Annotated in this window: 17 protein-coding genes; all 17 read left to right on the top strand. The window is 74.3% G+C overall.

Annotation, left to right across the window (positions count from 1 at the left end; genetic code table 11):
* The first annotated feature begins 197 nt into the window (after nucleotides 1-197).
* The 17 genes from IEW07_RS15390 (at nucleotide 198) to IEW07_RS15310 (ending at nucleotide 15,282) form a co-directional block, all read left to right on the top strand.
* Nucleotides 198-1,514, top strand: coding sequence for an ammonium transporter (locus tag IEW07_RS15390; RefSeq protein WP_188538818.1), 1,317 nt, complete (start codon nucleotides 198-200; stop codon nucleotides 1,512-1,514).
* Nucleotides 1,515-1,560: 46 nt separating this feature from the next.
* Nucleotides 1,561-1,899 (top strand): P-II family nitrogen regulator, encoded by a 339-nt coding sequence (locus tag IEW07_RS15385; RefSeq protein WP_188538816.1) that lies wholly within the window; start codon nucleotides 1,561-1,563, stop codon nucleotides 1,897-1,899.
* Nucleotides 1,900-2,112: 213 nt separating this feature from the next.
* Nucleotides 2,113-3,699 carry a signal recognition particle protein gene (ffh, locus tag IEW07_RS15380; protein ID WP_188538814.1) on the top strand — a complete coding sequence of 529 codons (1,587 nt, stop codon included), beginning with the start codon at nucleotides 2,113-2,115 and terminating at the stop codon, nucleotides 3,697-3,699.
* 7 nt (nucleotides 3,700-3,706) lie between these two features.
* Nucleotides 3,707-4,192, top strand: coding sequence for an NUDIX domain-containing protein (locus IEW07_RS15375; protein ID WP_188538812.1), 486 nt, complete (start codon nucleotides 3,707-3,709; stop codon nucleotides 4,190-4,192).
* Nucleotides 4,193-4,276: 84 nt separating this feature from the next.
* The gene (locus tag IEW07_RS15370) at nucleotides 4,277-5,566 is read left to right on the top strand and encodes a hypothetical protein (protein ID WP_188538810.1); all 1,290 of its coding nucleotides are present in this window, start codon (nucleotides 4,277-4,279) and stop codon (nucleotides 5,564-5,566) included.
* Between the two features lie 182 nt (nucleotides 5,567-5,748).
* The gene (rpsP, locus tag IEW07_RS15365; protein ID WP_188538808.1) at nucleotides 5,749-6,183 is read left to right on the top strand and encodes a 30S ribosomal protein S16; all 435 of its coding nucleotides are present in this window, start codon (nucleotides 5,749-5,751) and stop codon (nucleotides 6,181-6,183) included.
* 2 nt (nucleotides 6,184-6,185) lie between these two features.
* A complete protein-coding gene (locus tag IEW07_RS15360) occupies nucleotides 6,186-6,431 on the top strand; it encodes an RNA-binding protein (protein WP_188538806.1) in 246 nt (81 codons plus the stop codon).
* Nucleotides 6,432-6,560: 129 nt separating this feature from the next.
* Complete coding sequence (gene rimM / locus IEW07_RS15355) at nucleotides 6,561-7,187, top strand: ribosome maturation factor RimM (protein ID WP_188538804.1); 627 nt, start codon at nucleotides 6,561-6,563, stop codon at nucleotides 7,185-7,187.
* Entirely contained in the window at nucleotides 7,187-8,038 is an 852-nt protein-coding gene (trmD, locus tag IEW07_RS15350) for a tRNA (guanosine(37)-N1)-methyltransferase TrmD (protein ID WP_188538802.1), read from the top strand. The genes rimM and trmD overlap by 1 nt, the downstream gene beginning before the upstream one ends.
* A gap of 198 nt (nucleotides 8,039-8,236) precedes the next feature.
* A complete protein-coding gene (gene rplS, locus IEW07_RS15345) occupies nucleotides 8,237-8,626 on the top strand; it encodes a 50S ribosomal protein L19 (protein WP_188538800.1) in 390 nt (129 codons plus the stop codon).
* Nucleotides 8,627-8,640: 14 nt separating this feature from the next.
* A complete protein-coding gene (gene lepB / locus IEW07_RS15340) occupies nucleotides 8,641-9,321 on the top strand; it encodes a signal peptidase I (protein ID WP_188538798.1) in 681 nt (226 codons plus the stop codon).
* 71 nt (nucleotides 9,322-9,392) lie between these two features.
* Nucleotides 9,393-10,310 (top strand): signal peptidase I, encoded by a 918-nt coding sequence (gene lepB, locus IEW07_RS15335; RefSeq protein WP_229741895.1) that lies wholly within the window; start codon nucleotides 9,393-9,395, stop codon nucleotides 10,308-10,310.
* Nucleotides 10,300-11,061, top strand: coding sequence for a ribonuclease HII (gene rnhB / locus IEW07_RS15330; RefSeq protein WP_188538796.1), 762 nt, complete (start codon nucleotides 10,300-10,302; stop codon nucleotides 11,059-11,061). Before lepB (IEW07_RS15335) ends, rnhB begins: the two co-directional genes overlap by 11 nt.
* Nucleotides 11,058-11,402: a DUF2469 domain-containing protein gene (locus IEW07_RS15325; protein ID WP_188538793.1), complete on the top strand. Its 345-nt coding sequence runs from the start codon at nucleotides 11,058-11,060 to the stop codon at nucleotides 11,400-11,402. Before rnhB ends, IEW07_RS15325 begins: the two co-directional genes overlap by 4 nt.
* A 173-nt stretch (nucleotides 11,403-11,575) precedes the next feature.
* Nucleotides 11,576-11,944 (top strand): YraN family protein, encoded by a 369-nt coding sequence (locus tag IEW07_RS15320; protein ID WP_188538791.1) that lies wholly within the window; start codon nucleotides 11,576-11,578, stop codon nucleotides 11,942-11,944.
* A gap of 108 nt (nucleotides 11,945-12,052) precedes the next feature.
* Complete coding sequence (locus IEW07_RS15315) at nucleotides 12,053-13,528, top strand: hypothetical protein (RefSeq protein WP_188538789.1); 1,476 nt, start codon at nucleotides 12,053-12,055, stop codon at nucleotides 13,526-13,528.
* 218 nt (nucleotides 13,529-13,746) lie between these two features.
* Nucleotides 13,747-15,282, top strand: a complete 1,536-nt coding sequence (locus IEW07_RS15310) for a YifB family Mg chelatase-like AAA ATPase (protein WP_188538787.1) — start codon at nucleotides 13,747-13,749, stop codon at nucleotides 15,280-15,282.
* Nucleotides 15,283-15,303: the final 21 nt, after the last annotated feature.

The following is a 15,303-nucleotide window of genomic DNA, read 5'->3' as shown; positions in this document are numbered from 1 at the left end:
CCCTCCGCCGTCCCGCGGGAGTTTAACCTCCCGGAAACGCCGGTGAGACCGGCGAAACATGCCCGCAACGCACCGCGGCGGCAACGGAAACATCTCTTGCGGACACTCGAAGGGAACGGTGAGCACCGGACGGCCCCATGGGGAAGCGGGCCAGTGACACCGGTGAACGACCAACCTGAAAAAGAGAGGTGCAGATCGTGGAAATCACAGCTGGACACGTCTGGACGATCGTCGCGGCGGCCATGGTCTTCTTCATGACCCCCGGCCTGGCCCTGTTCTACGGAGGCATGACCCGCGCCAAGGGCGTCCTCAACATGATGATGATGAGCTTCATCTCCATCGCCCTGGTGACCGTGGTCTGGGTGCTGTGGGGCTACTCCATGAGCGGCGGGGACCCGCTCCTGGGCGGCGTCACCGGCAGCCCGGTCCCGTCCTTCGCCCTGGGCGACCTGATCGGCACCGAGGACCTCCTGGGCGCCGCCTACGGCGGGACCTTCGCCATCATCACCGTCGCCCTGATCTCCGGGGCGATCGCCGACCGCGCGCGGTTCGGGGCGTGGGTCGTGTTCGTCCCCGTCTGGGCCACCCTGGTCTACGCCCCGCTGGCCTTCATGGTCTGGGGCGGCGGGCTGCTCTCCGAGGAGGGGGCCATCGGCTCCGCGATCGGCGAGGCCATCGACTTCGCCGGCGGCCTCGTGGTGCACATCAACGCCGGCGTCGCCGCGCTCGTGCTCATCATGATCGTCGGCGCCCGCCAGGGCTTCGGCAAGGACCCGAGCCAGCGCCCGCACAACCTCCCGCTCGTCATGCTCGGCGCCGCCATCCTGTGGTTCGGCTGGTTCGGCTTCAACGCCGGCGCCGCCGCCACCGCCGAGCAGGCCGGGCTGATCTGGATCAACACCCTCGCGGCGCCCGCCGCCGCGATGCTCGGCTGGCTGCTCACCGAGCGGATCCGCGACAAGCACGCCACCTCCCTGGGCGCCGCCTCCGGCGCCGTGGCCGGCCTCGTGGCCATCACTCCCGCCTGCGCCAACGTCACCCCCGTGTGGGCGCTGGGCATCGGGCTCGTCGCCGGCATCTGCTCGGCGCTCGCCGTCGGCCTGAAGTACCGCATGGGCATGGACGACTCCCTGGACGTCATCGGCGTCCACCTGGTCTCCGGCATCGTCGGCACCGTGGCCCTCGGCTTCGTGGCGCTGCCCTCCGAGGGCACCGCCGGGCTGTTCTACGGCGGCGGGTTCGGCCTGCTGCTCACCCAGATCGTGGCGGTGCTCGTCTCCGTGGTGTACTGCGCGGTCCTGACCTTCGTCATCGCGATCGTCATCGACAAGACCATCGGCTTCCGGATCCCGGAGCGGGACGAGATCGACGGCATCGACATCACCCAGCACGCCGAGACCGGCTACGCCCTCTCCGGCGACGCCACGGGCTCCTTCACCCCGGGCCGCCACGAGGAGGCCCAGGCCGGCGCCGGGGCCTTCGAGCCCGGCCGCGCCGAGACCGTGCACAGCTGAGCCGGCCGCGTCCGCCCGTCCCACTCCCATGAAAGGCATCCTCTCCATGAAACTCGTCACCGCGATCGTGCGCCCCGAGAAGTTCAAGGACATCAAGTCCGCGCTCGAGGCCTACGGCATCCAGGGCATGACCGTCCAGAACGTGCACGGCTACGGCCAGCAGCGCGGCCACACCGAGGTCTACCGCGGCGCCGAGTACACGGTGGACCTGCTCGAGAAGGTCCGGATCGAGATCCTCGTCGACGACCACCAGGCCCGGGACATCGTGGACGTCATCGTCTCCTCGGCCAACACCGGCCGGGCCGGCGACGGCAAGGTGTGGGTGACCGACGTCTCCGAGGCCGTGCGCGTGCGCACCGGCGAGCGCGACGAGACGGCCCTGTAGCTCCGCCCGCGGCCTCCCCCTCCGGCGACGGCCGGTCCCCGCCCTCCCGGCGGGGACCGGCCGTCGCCGTCCCCGGGCCGCGGCGCGGCGGGTCCGCGCCGCCCGGAAGTTGCTAACCTTGGACACTGACCCGCCACACCGGGCCGGGCCACGCCCCGCGGCGCCGACCGCGGCGCACCGGCCGCCTCCCTCGACGAAAGCAGCTTTCGACCCGTGTTCAATTCACTGTCCGACCGGTTGACCGCCACCTTCAAGAACCTGCGCGGCAAGGGCCGCCTGACCGAGGCGGACGTCGACGCCACCGTGCGGGAGATCCGCCGCGCCCTGCTCGACGCCGACGTCGCCGTCCCGGTCGTGCGCGAGTTCACCGCCGCGGTCAAGGAGCGCGCCCTCAGCCTCGAGGTCTCCGAGGCGCTGAACCCCGGCCAGCAGGTCGTGAAGATCGTCAACGAGGAGCTGCAGAACATCCTCGGCGGCCAGACCCGCCGGATCCGGATGGCCAAGACCGGCCCCACGGTCATCATGCTCGCCGGCCTCCAGGGCGCGGGCAAGACCACTCTGGCGGGCAAGCTCGGCAAGTGGCTCAAGGGCCAGGGCCACCGCCCCCTGCTCGTGGCCTCCGACCTCCAGCGCCCCAACGCCGTGACCCAGCTGAAGGTCGTCGGCGAGCGCGCCGGGGTCCCCGTCTTCGCCCCCCACCCGGGCACCACCTCCGAGTCCGACGACCCCACGGGCGATCCCGTGCAGGTCGCCCGCGACGGCGTGGCCCAGGCCCGCGCGCGGCTGCACGACGTCGTCATCGTCGACACCGCCGGCCGGCTCGGCATCGACGAGTCGCTCATGGCCCAGGCCCGCGACATCCGCGACGCGATCCAGCCCGACGAGGTGCTCTTCGTCATCGACGCCATGATCGGCCAGGACGCGGTCAACACCGCCCAGGCGTTCAACGAGGGCGTCGACTTCACCGGCGTGGTGCTGTCCAAGCTCGACGGCGACGCCCGCGGCGGAGCCGCCCTGTCGGTGGCCTCGGTGACCGGCAAGCCCATCATGTTCGCCTCGACCGGCGAGAACGTCGACGACTTCGAGCAGTTCCACCCGGACCGCATGGCGTCCCGGATCCTCGACATGGGCGACGTCCTCACGCTGATCGAGCAGGCCGAGAAGCAGTGGGACAAGGCCGAGGCCGAGAAGATGGCCCGGAAGTTCACGGACCAGGAGGACTTCACCTTCGAGGACTTCCTCAACCAGATGCAGCAGCTGCGCAAGATGGGCTCGATGAAGAAGATGCTCATGATGATGCCGGGCGCCGCCGGCATGCGCGAGCAGCTCGAGAACTTCGACGAGCGCGAGATCGACCGCGTCGAGGCCATCGTCCGGTCCATGACCCCGCACGAGCGGGTCGCCCCGAAGATCATCAACGGCTCCCGCCGCGCCCGCATCGCCAAGGGCTCGGGCGTCACCGTCTCCGAGGTCAACCAGCTCATGGAGCGCTTCGCCCAGGCCCAGAAGATGATGAAGCGCCTCGCCCAGGGCAAGGGCGTCCCCGGCATGCCCGGCGGGATCCCCGGCATGCCCGGAGCCGCCGGCGGTGGGGCCAAGAAGGGCAAGGGCAAGGCCCCCGCGAAGAAGAGCGGCTCCCGCTCCGGCAACCCGGCCAAGCGGGCGCAGGAGAACGCCGCGCTGGAGCAGCAGCGCAAGCAGAAGGCGCCCACCGGCGCCGCCTTCGGCTCCGGTGCCCAGGAGCTCGACGCCGCGGACCTGAACCTGCCCAAGGGCTTCGAGAAGTTCCTGGGGAAGTGAGGACGGCGTGACCTCCTACCTCTCCGAGCCCGAGCTGCTGCGGTTCATCTCCTCCCTGCCCACCCGCCGGCTGGCCGCCGAGGCGCTCATCCGCGACCCCGACGGGCGGGTGCTCCTGGTGGAGCCCAACTACAAGTCGGACTGGACCGTCCCCGGCGGCACCGTGGAGGCGGGGGAGGACCCCCGCACCGGGTGCTTCCGGGAGGTCGTGGAGGAGGTCGGCCTGCACCTGCCCGAGGGCCGGCTCCTCGTCATCCACCACGGCGTGTCCCAGGGCGTCTGGGGCGACTCCGTCTCCTTCGTCTACGACGGCGGGGTGGTGCCGGCCGGCACCCCCATCACCGTCCAGGAGGAGGAGCTGCTCAGCCACCGCTGGACGGCCCCCGAGGAGCTCGACCGGTACCTGCGCCCCGCCCTGGCCCACCGCCTGCGCCAGGGCCTCGCGGCGCTGGCCGACGGCACCGTCGCCGAGCTCGTCGACGGGCCCCGCTGAGCACCTGCTCCCGCGCCCGCCGGGCCGTCGCCGGCCCCCGTCCGCTCCCCGGACGGGGGCCGGCGACGGCGTAGCATGGTGGGCATGACCCCTCTCCCCGCCGACGACGTCGCCTCCCCGACCTCCGCGTGGGACCTGGTCCCCGCCACGGTGCTCTGCGCCGCGGAGACCACGGGCTCGGACGCCTCCGGGCTGCGCCCCACGCTGGAGGGCATGCGCAAGATCATCGCCCACCACCGCCTCATCGGCGCCTACTCCGAGGGCCCCCACGCCACGCAGCTGATGTTCCTCGCCGACGACCGCGGCCGGCTGGCCCGCGCGGGCGAGGACGGGGGAGTGGAGCCGGGCTGCACCCTGGACGAGCTGTCCGCGACCCTCACCCGGATCACCGGCCAGCGGCTCCAGCCCGAGCACCCCTCCCTGCGCCGGGTGCTGCTCGTCCACCTCGACGCCCCGGAGCTGCCCGTGCTCGCCGCGCTCTCCGGCACCGGGTTCACCGCCGTGTCCCGGCACGGGTGGTCCGTGGTCGTCTTCGACGACGAGGTCGACTTCTGGACCGTGCGCACCGGCCTGGGGGAGACCGCCGTCGCGCTCTCCTCGGACGGCGCCACCCGTTCCTTCGAGGTCCTGCTCGCGGGGGAGGACCCCGCGGACGTGACCGAGCTCGAGGCCGCCGACGCCGTGTGCTCCCTCGAGTGGGGCCCCGAGTGGTTCCCCGCCGGCGGCGTGGCCACCGAGGTGGAGCAGACCCCGGCCGCCCGGTTCGAGCGCGAGCTCGTCCGGCTGTGCGCGGGCCGCACCTCGGAGCTGCAGATCGAGTCCGTCGCCTCCGTCTTCGACCTGGACCCGGCCGAGACGAACCGGCTGCGCAACTACGTGGCCGGGGAGTCGACCGAGCTCGTCCTCGAGTCCGTGCTGCAGCTGGTCGGGCTGCCCGTGCTCGCCGCGAAGATCGTGGAGGGCCGGCGCGAGCTCGCCGACCTCGACGACGCCGTGCACTACGAGCCGACCGCGGTGGGACAGGCCGTGCTGCGCGGGCTCACCCTGGCCCCCACCGGGGACGGGCTGCTCGACCGGTACCAGCGGGCCCTCGTGCGGCGGCCGGAGCTGCTGCTGGCCATCGCCGGCACCGAGACCGCCCTCGGGGTGGGCCTGGCCGGGGCCGCCCGCCGCGGCGGGGCGGGCGCACGGGTGCTCGGCACCCTCTCCGCGGCCCTGCTGGCGGACGCCGCCGCGGAGGGCGCCTACTACGCGGCCCTGCGCAGCGCCCGCCGCACGGGTGCTGTCCCGCCGCCCGCGGCGCCGGGGACGCAGCCCGGGGCCGCCCGCTCCCGGGACCGGTGGCGCCGCTTCTTCGGCCTCGGCCGCGGCTGAGCGGACGGGGACCGCGCCCCGTCCGCCGGACTTGACCGCGTCTGGCATACTGGACGGGTACTCGATGCGTGCGGTCCCTCTTCCCGCACGTTTCTCGTGTCCACAGAACCCTGCGACCGGCCCGCCCCACGGGAGCGAGACCAGGCGTTCGCATCATCCAAGAACCAGGAGAGTCCACACCAGTGGCTGTTAAGATCCGACTCAAGCGCATGGGCAAGATGCGCGATCCCCGCTACCGCGTCGTCGTCGTCGACTCCCGCAAGAAGCGCGACGGCCGCGTCATCGAGGAGATCGGCAAGTACCACCCGACCGAGCACCCCTCCTACATCGAGGTCGTCTCCGATCGGGCCCAGTACTGGCTCGGCGTCGGCGCCCAGCCGTCCGAGGCCGTCGCCGCGATCCTCAAGGTGACCGGCGACTGGCAGCGGTTCAAGGGCGAGGAGGGCGCCGAGGGCACCCTGCGGCAGCCCGAGGCCAAGGGCGCGTTCGTGGCCCCGGACAAGGGCTCCGTGATCATCCCCGAGGCGATCACCCCGAAGGCCGAGAAGGCCGAGGACGAGACCCCCGGCGCCCAGTCCGACGACGCCCCCGCGGCTGACGCCGAGAAGGCCGAGTAGTCGTGCTCGCCGACGCGTTGGAGCACCTCGTCCGCGGCATCGTGGACAGCCCCGATGACGTCGACGTCCGGCTCAAGAGCGGGCGCCGCGCCGAGACCCTCGAGGTCCGGGTCCACCCGGACGACCTCGGCCGGGTCATCGGCCGGCAGGGCCGCACCGCGAAGGCGCTGCGCACCGTGATCGGCGCGCTCGCCGCGGGCGAACCCGTCCGGATCGACGTCGTCGACACCGACCGCCGCACCCGCTGAGGCGGTCCGGGCACCACGCGTCCGGCCCGCCGCCCGCACGGTCCCCGCATCCCACCGGATGCGGGGACCGTGCGCTTTCCACCCCGCACCGGTTCCCCGCCCGGTCCCGCCGACACCCCCAGGAGCAGCATGAAGGTCCAGGTCGCCCGCATCGGCAAGCCCCACGGCATCCGGGGGGAGGTCACCGTGCAGCTATTCACCGACGCCCCCGAGGAGCGCTTCGCCCCCGGCGCCCGGCTGCAGCTCGAGCCCGCCTCCCCGCTCGCGCCCGAGGGCACGGTCACGGTGCGCTCCGCGCGCTGGAACAAGACCGTGCTCGTGGTCGGGCTCGAGGAGGTGCCCGACCGCAACGGCGCCGAGACCCTGCGCGGCTCGCGCCTGTTCGCCGAGGCGCTGGAGGACGACGAGGACGACGACGAGTGGTACGAGCACGAGCTCGTCGACCTCGAGGTGCGCACGGGCCCCGAGGACGGCAGCGGCCCGCGGATCGGCGTGGTCACCGGCCTGCGCACCATGCCGGTCCAGGACCTGCTCGAGATCGAGCTGGACGAGGACGGCCGGGCCGCCGTTCTCCCGTTCGTCGAGGAGATCGTGCCCGTCGTCGACCCGGAGGGCGGCTTCGTCGTCGTGACCCCGCCCCCGGGGCTGCTGGAGCTCGGTCTCGAGACGGAGGCCGAGGACACGGCCCCCCGAACTCCCGAAGCCCCCGAATCCCCTGACACCCCCGGCGGCTCCGGGCCGGAGGGCGCGCGCTGATGCGGATCGACGTCGTCAGCATCTTCCCCGAGTACCTCGCCGCCCTGGACCTCTCCCTCATCGGCAAGGCCCGGCTGCAGGGGCTGCTGGAGCTGTCCGTGGAGGACCTCCGCCGGTACACGACCGACCGCCACCGCACCGTGGACGACACCCCCTACGGCGGCGGCGCCGGGATGGTCATGAAGCCCGAGCCGTGGGCGCTGGCGCTCGAGGACGTGCTGGAGCGGGGCGCCGCGGCCCCCGGCCCGGCCGCGCCCGGCGCCGGGACGCCGCCGGGGGAGCGGCCCGTGCTGGTCGTCCCCTCGCCGGCCGGCGAGGTCTTCACCCAGGCCGTGGCCCGCGAGCTCGCGGAGCGGGAGCACCTGGTGTTCGCGTGCGGGCGCTACGAGGGCATCGACGAGCGCGTGGTCGACTGGGCCCGGGAGCGCTTCGAGGTCCGCCCCATGAGCCTCGGCGACTACGTCCTCAACGGCGGCGAGGTGGCCGTGCTGGCCATGGTCGAGGCCATCGGCCGGCTCGTGCCCGGGGTGATCGGCAACCCCGAGTCCCTCGTCGAGGAGTCCCACTCCGACGGTCTGCTGGAGTACCCCGTCTACACGAAGCCCGCCCTGTGGCGGGACCGGCCCGTCCCCGAGGTGCTGCTCTCCGGCCACCACGGCCGGATCGCCCGCTGGCGCCGGGACCTGCAGCTGCGGCGCACCGCGGCCCGGCGGCCCGACCTCGTCGCGGCGCTCGACCCCGCGGCGCTCGACCGCGCCGACCGCGCGGTGCTCGCCGAGGCGGGCTGGACCGTGGCCGGGGACCGCGTGCTGCGCGCGGGACCGGACGCCCCCGCCGGACCTGTGGCATAATGTTCAGCTGTGTGTCTGCTGGGCACGCCCCCGCCGCAGGGGGATGAGCGACCAACAGCAGGCACCCGGTGGCCCCGCACGGGGCGCCGGACACCACGTCTTGCGATTCCGCACCCGCGCCGGGTCTCCTCCCGGGGCGCACCACGGAACCGTGCCGATCCACGTGAGCGACCTGCGGCGTTCACCAGGAGGAACACCATGAACATCCTCGACCAGCTCGACGCCAAGTCCCTGCGCGACGACGTCCCCGACTTCCGCCCGGGCGACACCCTCAACGTGCACGTCAACATCGTCGAGGGCAACCGCTCCCGCGTGCAGATCTTCAAGGGCTTCGTCATGGGCCGTCAGGGCGCCGGCGTCCACGAGACGTTCACCGTCCGCAAGGTCTCCTTCGGCGTCGGCGTGGAGCGCACCTTCCCGGTGCACTCCCCGGTCATCGAGAAGATCGAGGTCCTGACCCGGGGCGACGTCCGCCGCGCGAAGCTGTACTACATGCGCGACCGCCACGGCAAGGCCGCCCGCATCCGCGAGAAGCGGGACAACACCCCCACGGGCAAGGCCGCCAAGGGCGCCAAGTCCGGCAAGTAGGACCCCGCACGCCGGTGCAGACCGAAGCCTGCGCCCGGGACCGGGCCACCACCGGGTCCCTCGCCGTGCCGCGCGAACGCCAGTCCCGTCTCCGGGGCTGGCGTTCCGTCGTCCTGGCCCTGCTCGTCGCCGCCGTGCTGACGGGTCTGCTCCGCGCGTTCGTGGTGGACGTCTACTGGATCGGCTCGGACTCGATGCAGCCCACCGTCGAGCCGGGGGACCGGGTGCTGGTCAGCAGGCTCGTCGACGAGACGCAGCTCCAGCGCGGGGACCTCGTCGTCTTCGACGGCCGCGGCAGCTTCGCCCCGCTGCACAGCGACGACCCCTGGCCCCTCCAGGCCCTCGGCGCCCTGGGCCGCTGGAGCGGGCTGGCCGGGTCCGACACCGTGTACCTCAAGCGGGTGATCGGGGTGCCCGGCGACACCGTCGAGTGCTGCGGTCCGTCCGGCCGGCTCCTGGTCAACGGCGAGGAGACCGACGAGGGCTACGTCTTCCCGGGCGACGCGCCGAGCGAGGTCGAGTTCACCGCCGTCGTGCCGGAGGGCCGCCTGTGGCTCATGGGCGACCACCGCTCCGTGTCGGTCGATTCGCGCAGTCTTCTGGGCGCGCCGGGCGGCGGGCTGGTCCGAGCGGATAAGGTCGTCGGAGAACCCGTTGCTGTCCTGTGGCCCCCGGGCCGGGCAGGGCAGCTCTGACCCGAGCCCCGGCGCACCCGCCGGGGGCCCCGGACCCGGACGCGATCGCACGTCCAGGAAGGACGAGAGCAGTGGCCGACAGGACCCAGCCCGCCGGAGACGGCGCGGCCCAGGAGGACGGCGCCCCCGTCGGGACGGGCGCGCCCCGCCCCGTGCCCGCCGACGCGGAGCGCACGGCGGCGGCCGCGGCCCCGGCGGACCCCGCCCCCTCCGACGACGGGACCCCTGACGACGCGGCGGCCGACGGGCGCCGCAGCGGTCGCCGGTCGGCCGGCGGCTCCCGGAAGCAGCGGCCCGACACCCTGTGGGGCTCGGTCCGCGAGATCATCCTGGTCCTCGTCTGGGCTGTGCTCATCGCCTTCGTCGTGAAGACCCTCCTCGTGCGGGGCTTCTACATCCCGTCGGGCTCCATGGAGAACACCCTCCAGCTCAACGACCGGATCTTCGTCAACGTGGTCGAGCCGACGTTCGGTCCGCTCGAGCGCGGGGACATCGTCGTCTTCGAGGACTCCAAGGGCTGGCTGCCCGAGCAGCTGGCAGGGGCGGGAGGTCCCGGGGACGCGGTCTACGACGCCCTCGCCTTCGTGGGCGTCCTGCCCGACCGGACCGACCAGCACCTCATCAAGCGGGTCGTCGGCACGGGCGGGGACCACGTCGTGTGCTGCGACGCCTCCGGGCGCGTGACCGTCAACGGGGAGGCCCTCGACGAGCGCGACGCCTACCTCTTCCCCGGGGCGGCGCCCTCGGAGATCCCGTTCGACCTGATCGTCCCGGAGAACCACTACTTCGTGCTCGGCGACCACCGCAACGCCTCCGCCGACTCCCGCGTCCACCTCGCCGACCTGACCGAGAACGCGGCCTTCATCAGCCACGACGACGTCGTGGGCACCGCCTTCGTCATCGCCTGGCCCCTCGACAGGTTCGAGCTCCTGCAGAACCCCGCCGAGGTGTTCGCGGACGTCCCGGACTCTGCCTCCGGTGGCTCCTGACCCGCGCCGCCCCCGCACCCTCCGGGGCGCCGCCCCGGGCCTGGCCGTGGAGCGCGAGCTGTCGGCCTCCGGCGCGCTCGTGGCCGGGATGGACGAGGTGGGCCGGGGCGCACTGGCCGGACCCGTGACGGTCGGGGTCGTGGTGCTGCGCCCGGGGACTGCACTCGGCGTGCCGGGTCTGCGGGACAGCAAGCTCCTGAGCCCCGCGCGGCGGGAGGAGCTCGTGCCCCGCATCCTCGCCTGGTGCGCCGCCGGCGGGGTGGGCCACGCCTCCCCGCAGGAGATCGACGGGCTGGGCCTGACGGCCGCCCTGCGACGGGCCGGCCACCGCGCTCTGACCGCGGCCGGGCTGGGCGCGGCGCCGCCCGACGTCGTGCTGCTGGACGGACGGCACGACTGGCTCTCCCGGCCCGCGGAGCCCTCCCTCCTCGACGCCCTCGGCCCGGCCGCCGGTGCCGCGGACGAGGAGGCCTGGTCCGGCAGGGTCGTCCCCCGCGTCAAGGCCGACCTGACGTGCGCGAGCGTCGCGGCGGCGAGCGTCCTCGCGAAGGTCGAGCGGGACCGGATCATGGGGGAGCTCTCCGGGGACTGGCCGCAGTACGGTTGGGGCAGCAACAAAGGCTACGGTGCCGCCGAGCACCGCCGCGCCCTCGCGGACCGGGGGCCCACGCCGCACCACCGGCTCAGCTGGCGGCTCACGCAGCCGCCGGTGCCCGGAGGCAACGGCACGAGCGGAGACGAGACGACATGAGCGCCGAGGAACTCGAGAACTTCGAGACCGATCTGGAGCTGCAGCTCTACCGGGAGTACCGGGACGTGGCCAAGCTGTTCCAGTACGTCGTGGAGACCGACCGCCGGTTCTACCTGGCCAACTCGGTGCGGATCGAGCCCGTCGAGACGAAGAACGGGCTGTACTTCGACGTGGAGCTCAAGGACGCCTGGGTGTGGGACATCTACCGCTCCGCGCGGTTCGTGAAGCACGTGCACGTCATGAGCTTCCGGGACGTCAACGTGGAGGAGCTCACCCACGCCGACCCCTTCTCCCTGCCCGGGGGGCCCGGCCAGGCACCGGGCGGTCCCCACGCCCCCTGAGCGGGGCCGTGCCCGCGCAGCCGCCTCACGGCCGCACCACCGCACCTTCACTGAGCTCGCACTGCACCCGCACTGCACATCCACGGTCCGGCGCTCCGGCGGCAGGCGGCGCTCCCGCACGATGGACGTGCGGCGCGGTCCTCGTGCCGCGGGCCGGACGACGGGGGTGTCCTGTGGACGGGGGACTCGGAGCGTACGGGGAGCGGCTCGCCGCCGCGCACCTGGCTGAGCGCGGGTACCGGATCCTGGAGCGCAACTGGCGTGCCGTGCCCGGCCGGGACGGGGTGCGCGGGGAGGCGGACATCGTCGCGGAGCACGACGGACTGGTGGTCGTGGTCGAGGTGAAGACCCGTTCCGGGACGGGGTACGGCCACCCGTTCGAGTCCATTACGCCGCAGAAGACGGCGCGCCTGCACCGGCTCGCGGCGGCCTGGGCCCGCGCCCACGGCCGGGACCCCCGCCTGATCAGGGTCGACGCCGTCGCCGTCGTCGTCCGTCCTGGCACCGCACCCTCCCTGGAGGTGTTGTTGCAATTGCAATGAGACGCGGCGCGATGACGGCGGCGTGACATGCCCCCGAGGACGTGCCACTGTGGTGACGTCTATGACAGGGGATGACGACGGAGGTGCGCGGTGGTCACATCCGGGCGGGTGGTTGCTTCACGACGTGCCGCCCTGCTGGCCTCTCCACGACGCGCCGCACTGCTGGCAGCCACCGCGCTCGTGGCGAGCGGGTGCAGCGCCTTCGGCGGGGACGAGCCCGAGGCCGTCGCACGTCCCGGCACGGTGACCAGCGCGGAGTCCGGCCTGCGCCAGGGGCCCTACGCCATCGAGACCTCCGCGGGCGCCGTCATCACGTTCGACCTCCCCACCGACCCGGCCCCCGACCAGGAGGTCGAGAAGCTGAGGCAGGACCTGCGCGTCGAGCCCGTCACCTACGTCGCGGTCCACATCGACAACACCAAGGGCACCCGCACGGTGGAGATCTCGGACCTCAAGGTGATCAGCCACGAGGGCGGGCTCTTCCCGTTCGAGACGGCCGCCGAGGTGCTGGCCGAGTGGGACCCCGACCGTTCCGTCGACGGAGGCTTCTCCCTCGCCGACGGCACCGACCCCGGCTCCGAGAAGGGCGCGGAGCTGGACCGGCGCACCCACGAGCTCATGGCGTCCTACCCCGGCACCGTTCCCGCCGGGGGCACGGGGGAGGAGCTGCTGATCGGGGACTTCGCCCGCCTCCCGGCCACCTTCGACGACGTCGAGCTCACCGCCTACGCCAACGAGCGCGCCGAGGATCCCGCCCCGGTGGGCCACGGGCCCGAGGAACTGCGCTACAGGGCGCAGCCGGGGGGCCCGGAGGTCCCGGAGCGCGAGCCCGCAGAAGCCGCCGCGCCGGCGCCCATTGCACCGGAACCCGTCGCGCCCGAGCCGGTGGCACCGGAGCCGGTCGCGCCCGAGCCGGTGGCACCGGAGCCGGTCGCGCCCGAGCCGGTGGCACCGGAGCCCCTGGAGGGCGCCGGCGTTGCCCCGGAGCCGGCGGCGGACGACGACGTCGTGCCCGAGCCGGCTCCCCTGCCCACGTCCCCGGCCGAGGCGCCCGCATCCCCACCGGCGCCCACGCTGCCCATCGAGGACCCGGTCGTCCCGGCCCCGCCCCCGCCGGGACCCGGCCCGGAGCCTGTCACGGAACCGACGCCTCCCCCGTCGCAGGAGCCGACCACCGCCCCGCTGCCCATCGACCCCGGTCCGGCCCCGGGGCCGGGCCCGGTGCTGCCGGAGACCCCGGCGCCCACGGAGCTCCCCACCGCGGGCAACGCGCCGACCACGCCCACCACGCCCACGCCTGACACCTCCACGGGGGCGTCGGGCCCGGACCCGACGGCGTCCGCGAGCGCCGCCCCCACGGTGTCGGCGAGCGCCACCCCCACGGTGTCGGCGAGCGCCACAGCCTCGGCTGACGCGACAGCCACGGCGATCGCGACAGCCACGGCCGGCGCGACAGCGGACCCCACCTCGACGAGCACGCCGTCGCCTGCTCCGTCGGCCACCTCGACGAGCACGCCGTCTGCCACACCGTCGGCCACCCCCTCCCCGGCGGCCTCGCTCCCCATCGCGCTCGAGCAGGCCTGACCGCCCGTCCCCGTCCACAGGCGGGCTGACCCCGGCCGTCCCGCGCCCAGCAGCGGCGCAGCATGGGGCCAGGAGGTCCCCGTGCACGCTGCCCACCCCGTCCTTTCCCTTCCGGCACATCCCGCCGTGTCCACCCTGTCCGCCCGTGCCGTCCTGTCCGGACAGGGCGCGCCGCTCCCGGGCCGTTCGGGCGCCCCGTGCCGCGGGAGGGCGGGCTGATGGGCTTCGCACGGACCTGGGCCGTGGCGCTCGTCGGCCTGGACGGGGCCATGGTCGAGGTCGAGGCGGACATCGGCCAGACCCTGCCGGCCTTCTCCATCGTGGGCCTGCCGGACGCGGCCCTCAACGAGGCCCGGGAGCGCCTGCGGGCGGCGGCCCGCAACAGCGGGATGCCCCTGACCGCGCGCAAGATCACCGTCAACCTGACCCCGGCCACGCTGCCCAAGCGCGGCTCCCTCTTCGACCTCGCGATCGTCGTGAGCGCCCTGCAGGCGGGCGGGACCGTGCCCCGGACCGGCACGACCGTCTTCCTCGCCGAGCTCGGCCTCGACGGAGCGCTGCGACCCGTCCGCGGCATCCTGCCGGCCGTCATGGCCGCGGTGCGGGCCGGCCACGACCGGATCGTGGTGGCGCAGGCCAACGCCGCGGAGGCGGCGCTGGTGCCCGGTGCCCGGGTCGAGGGCCACGCCTGCCTGGCCGACGTCCTCGCCGCAGCCGGTGCGGACCCCGCCGGGCTGCTGCGGCCGCGCCGGCCCGCTCCCCGGGCCGGGACCCTGCCGGCGCCGGCCCCCGCGAGGCCCCCGGACCTCGCGGACGTCGCGGGGCAGGCCGACGGCCGGCTCGCCCTGGAGATCGCGGCCGCGGGCGGGCACCACCTGCTGATGGTCGGCCCGCCCGGGTCGGGCAAGACCATGCTCGCCGAGCGACTGCCCGGCCTGCTGCCGGACCTCGAGGACGACGCCGCCATGGAGGTCACCGCGCTGCACTCCCTGCACGGGTCGGGCCCGCGCACGGCGCTGGTGCGCCGCCCGCCCTTCGAGGCCCCGCACCACACGGTCTCGGCGGCCGCCCTGTTCGGCGGCGGGTCCGGCATCCCCAATCCGGGCGCCGCGTCCCGCGCCCACCGGGGCGTCCTCTTCCTCGACGAGGCGCCGGAGTTCGACCGCGGGGTGATCGACGCCCTGCGGCAGCCCCTGGAGAGCGGGACGGTGACGATCGACCGGTCCACGGCGTCCGCGACCTACCCGGCACGGTTCCAGCTCGTGCTCGCGGCCAACCCCTGCCCCTGCGGGCAGGCGGGCGGACGCGGCGCGGAGTGCACGTGCACCCCGCGGGAGCGCCGCGCCTACTTCGGCAAGCTCAGCGGCCCCCTGCTCGACCGCGTGGACCTGCAGATCGCCGTGCCGAAGGTCTCCTACGGGGAGCTCGCCGCGGGGGCGGGCCAGGGGGAGCCCACCGCCGCCGTCGCCCGCCGGGTGGCCGCGGCCCGGGCCCACCAGGCCGAGCGGTTGCGCCCGCTCGGCGCGCGCACCAACGCCGAGCTCGGCGGCGGCCTGCTCAACGGCGTCCTGCGCCCGCCCCGCGCCGTGACCGTCCCGCTGGAGCGCGCCATGGACCGCGGATCCCTCACCGCCCGCGGCTACCAGCGCGTGCTGCGCGTCGCGTGGACCCTCGCCGATCTCGAGGGCCGGCCCGGGCCCACCGCCGACGACGTCGACACCGCGCTGTGGTTCCGGTCCCTCGTCCCCGCCTGAGCGGGCCCGCCAGGACCGCCG

The organism is Kocuria dechangensis (assembly GCF_014636775.1).
In the GTDB taxonomy this organism is placed as follows: domain Bacteria; phylum Actinomycetota; class Actinomycetes; order Actinomycetales; family Micrococcaceae; genus Kocuria; species Kocuria dechangensis.
Note: the sequence above shows the minus strand (reverse complement) of the source record. Positions and strands in the feature narration are given on the sequence as shown.